This is a genomic window from Roseibium sp. (assembly GCF_050301095.1).
GTDB lineage: Bacteria > Pseudomonadota > Alphaproteobacteria > Rhizobiales > Stappiaceae > Roseibium.
The window spans coordinates 1-3,186 of record NZ_JBNKYW010000070.1 but is presented as its reverse complement, the minus strand read 5'-3'; the positions used below and the strand labels follow the sequence as shown (position 1 = coordinate 3,186).

3 protein-coding genes are annotated in these 3,186 nt (G+C 58.5%); all 3 read right to left on the bottom strand.

Annotated features, from left to right (window positions below; translation table 11 throughout):
* Positions 1-29: 29 nt before the first annotated feature.
* The gene (locus ACQY7U_RS06525) at positions 30-1,289 is read right to left on the bottom strand and encodes a carbohydrate porin (protein WP_428642994.1); all 1,260 of its coding nucleotides are present in this window, start codon (positions 1,287-1,289) and stop codon (positions 30-32) included.
* A gap of 52 nt (positions 1,290-1,341) precedes the next feature.
* The gene (locus tag ACQY7U_RS06520) at positions 1,342-1,767 is read right to left on the bottom strand and encodes a hypothetical protein (RefSeq protein WP_428642992.1); all 426 of its coding nucleotides are present in this window, start codon (positions 1,765-1,767) and stop codon (positions 1,342-1,344) included.
* 114 nt (positions 1,768-1,881) lie between these two features.
* The coding region (locus ACQY7U_RS06515; protein ID WP_428642990.1) for an amidohydrolase family protein at positions 1,882-3,186 on the bottom strand (1,305 nt) is incomplete at its 5' end.

The following is a 3,186-nucleotide window of genomic DNA, read 5'->3' as shown; positions in this document are numbered from 1 at the left end:
GTTAAAACCGACACTCCGCCACCGCCCAATCAAAAAGCCAGGCGCGCCCGCATCCCGAAAAGCGAAACCACTTCTTCTTGCGGGTTAAGTGCCGGGTCCTTGACCACCTGAATGCTCGGAGTGACTTGCAGACCCTCCGTCACCTGCAAACGCTGGAAAACCTCCAGCGTGATTTGGTCATCCAATTTGGTTCCAAATGTATTTTTGTTCGGCCGGCTCCAGTTGAGGCCTACGCCCAACAAGTCACGCCCGGGGAGCCTCTGGTAACCGAAACCGACGCTGAGAGCTGCCTGATAGAGACTGCCGCCATCATGGGACCAGCCTCCGCGGACGAAGGGCAGCCATTTGTCATTGATGCCTTTCGTTGCCGAAAAACTGACACCGTAGCCATCCTGTGTGCCTGCTTTGCTCCGCGCATCTATTTGCCAGAAGGTCGCGTGGAAATTGTCGATGAAAAGGCGTTCGGGGCCTGACGTCCAACCGACTTCGACGGATTTAAACGTCTCGAAATCATTGAAGAACGTTCCAAAGCCGCTGCCAATGTCCGTCGCATCCGCATTCGCATCAGCGAGACTCGCCGATGCATAGATGTTGCTCGTCAAAAACCCGCCGACCATTCCCCCGAACGCGCCGTCAGGAAGACCGCCGATCGTACCGGAGCCCGTCTGGAATGCGAGATTGGAAAAGCCGGTCCAGGGGCTCGCGAGCGCATAGACATCCGTATAGTCAGTCACATCAAGAAAGCCGGCATAGGCAACACCGCGTCCTCCGGCAAATTTTTGCTGCCAGTAAAGATGCGTCGTGCGCCACTGCTGATCGCTGAACACCGAACTCACCAGTCCGGCGTAGCCGATTTCCGCGTTAAAGGCTGTCGGTGCCACCTGGCTATAGGCGTGCCGGTTTTCGAACTTGAAGACCAGGCCACCCTTGTTGGGGCCATTGCGGTCGAACAGATCCCACGTCCCGAGAAACCGGAGCGAGCCGCTGCCGGTATTGTACCTGCCCGGGCTGGCGCTTGCGACGTAGCCTAGTGCGTTGTAGTCGATCCCGAAGTCCAGCCCAATCTTTTCTTTGATTTTTTTCTTGGACGCGTCAAAGCGCTCCTGGATGTTTACGTCCAGGAGGTCCTGCTTCTCGTCCGCGTCGCTCGCCAGGACGTTTGGTGTCGCGTCCGGCCCGGACAATGCCTCTGCCGCGTCTTCGGCCTGTGCGATTTGAGGGGCCAGCAGGAACAGCAAGCCAGATAGAAGCGAGCTGACCAGCTTGTAGGGAGGGCGAATAATATTCATGCGACGGGCCTGCTTACAATTTAAACGCATGTTCGGCTGCTGATGCGAGAGATCAGGGTTTCGCAGCCCCAAGCTGTCGGAGCAACCCTACTGACTCGCCGCTTCCCAGACTTCGTCTTGGCGAACGGACTTCGAAAACCTGATGGATCGAGCAGAAGACCGCCAATGAGAGCCCGTCGGGCACGTTTGTCTCGCCGGCGCTGAGTTTGGACCTGACATCCTGAATGTCGATTGCAGTGGAGCGCGCGAACTCAGTGAAGGACACCGGCTTTTTGCTCTGATCTCCCGCCGGGCTCGGCAGTGTGCTCTCTTCGGCTCCAACCACGCTCGGCATGGACACCAGGCAGGCAAAGAGGGCAACCAGGCTCGCTTTGAGGAGCATCCGGTACTGATGGAGGCATGATTCCCGATTAGCATCCATGGTGATCGTATGTTCCAGCATCTGCTCAACCACGCTGTCCGGCAACTGATCGTTCATAGCGCACCTCCCTTCCTCCCGGCTGATCAAGGTCGGTTTCACGCAAGTGTCCGCCCCTCGGCGCGGAGACCAACCCCGCCCAAACGACAGTCCCGAACGCTCCTGCCCCGGACATCAGTCGTCTGCACCAGGCTGGCCCAGTGCACCGGCGTCGACAGTAAAGCCGGCAGCGGTGTGCTTCCGTTCCCAATCCTCGATCGTGATGGGCTTGAAGCGGCCCTCGGACTGTACCGGGAAGCGAATCGATTTGCCTGGCCGGACATCCAACTGGAACTCGTTTTCGCGCACGACAGGGACACCGCTTACGATGACATAAGGAATGCCTGTCGTCGGCAACCCTTGCTCACCGGCCTTGTAGGTCGCGTTGTCCGTCACGCTTTTCGGATCAAAGATCGTGATATCGGCAACCATGCCTTCCTGGAGGCGGCCCCGTTCCTGCATCCCTTCGAGTCCGGTCAAGCCCAGGTGATATGCGGGCCAATACGCCATCTGTGCGATCGTGAACATCAACGGCACGCCATATTCACGCCCCGAGCGCAGTGTCTTGCCGCGTGTGCCGGCCGTGCGCGGATGGCCAACATATTCTTCGGGCGGCAGGTCCCAGGAATCGATCCCCTTGCCGGACCACATGGCGTCAGAGGCCACGATCATATGCGGTGTGCGTAGCCAATAAGGCAGCCAATCATCCCGCTTGGGATTGAAGGCAAAGATCGTACGGCCGGGATCCGCCCTGGAGGTTTCTTCCCACTCTTCCTGGGTCAGGAACTTGTCTTGTATCGGGTCGTAAATCGTCTCTTCATAAGATCTTCCACCGGCCAGGATCCTGAATTTCTCGGGCGAGAAGAAGTCAGCCGAAATCGCCGTCGAAGCGGCCGAATAGGGATAGTGCTCCGACCAGACGTTGTACCCCTGGGCTCGTGCCTTTTGCAGTTTTTCCTCGTTCTCCCACCAGCCGTATTCGTTGTTGTGATTTAGCGAAAACGGTGCATCGAGAGCCATGGCGTTGGCCAGAAGTTCACTGGTCCCCAGCGGTCCTTCGGGATTGCTGGGGTTGCCGTGGAACCGCACATGCGCCCCCAGCAAGCGGCCGTAGTTCGCAGCAACCTCCTGTGTCTTGAACATCTCGAACGTGGTGACGCCCTCGCTCATGTAACCGATGGTCGATGCGACGCTCAGTGCGCCCTGGCGCAACTCCTCGTCCATGTAACCGAGGATCTGATTGAGCTGGTCGAGATTGCTGCGTGTGACCGACCAGCCCGGCACGCCGTCTTCCTCCACGGCTTTAGCCCGCAGTTCGAAAACGCTGGTAGCATCATGCCATCCGCTGGTGTCGACTTCCGGATCGTGAACCCGCGTCCGTGTCATTTCCTGGCTGACGCCGGTGCCATAGTTCAGCGGCCAGCCGGATTCGTCTTTCGC

Bases quoted from the DNA above. Each gene is read 5' to 3' on its own strand.
- ACQY7U_RS06525 (WP_428642994.1), bottom strand. From the start codon at position 1,289: ATGAATATTATTCGCCCTCCCTACAAGCTGGTCAGCTCGCTTCTATCT.
- ACQY7U_RS06520 (WP_428642992.1), bottom strand. From the start codon at position 1,767: ATGAACGATCAGTTGCCGGACAGCGTGGTTGAGCAGATGCTGGAACAT.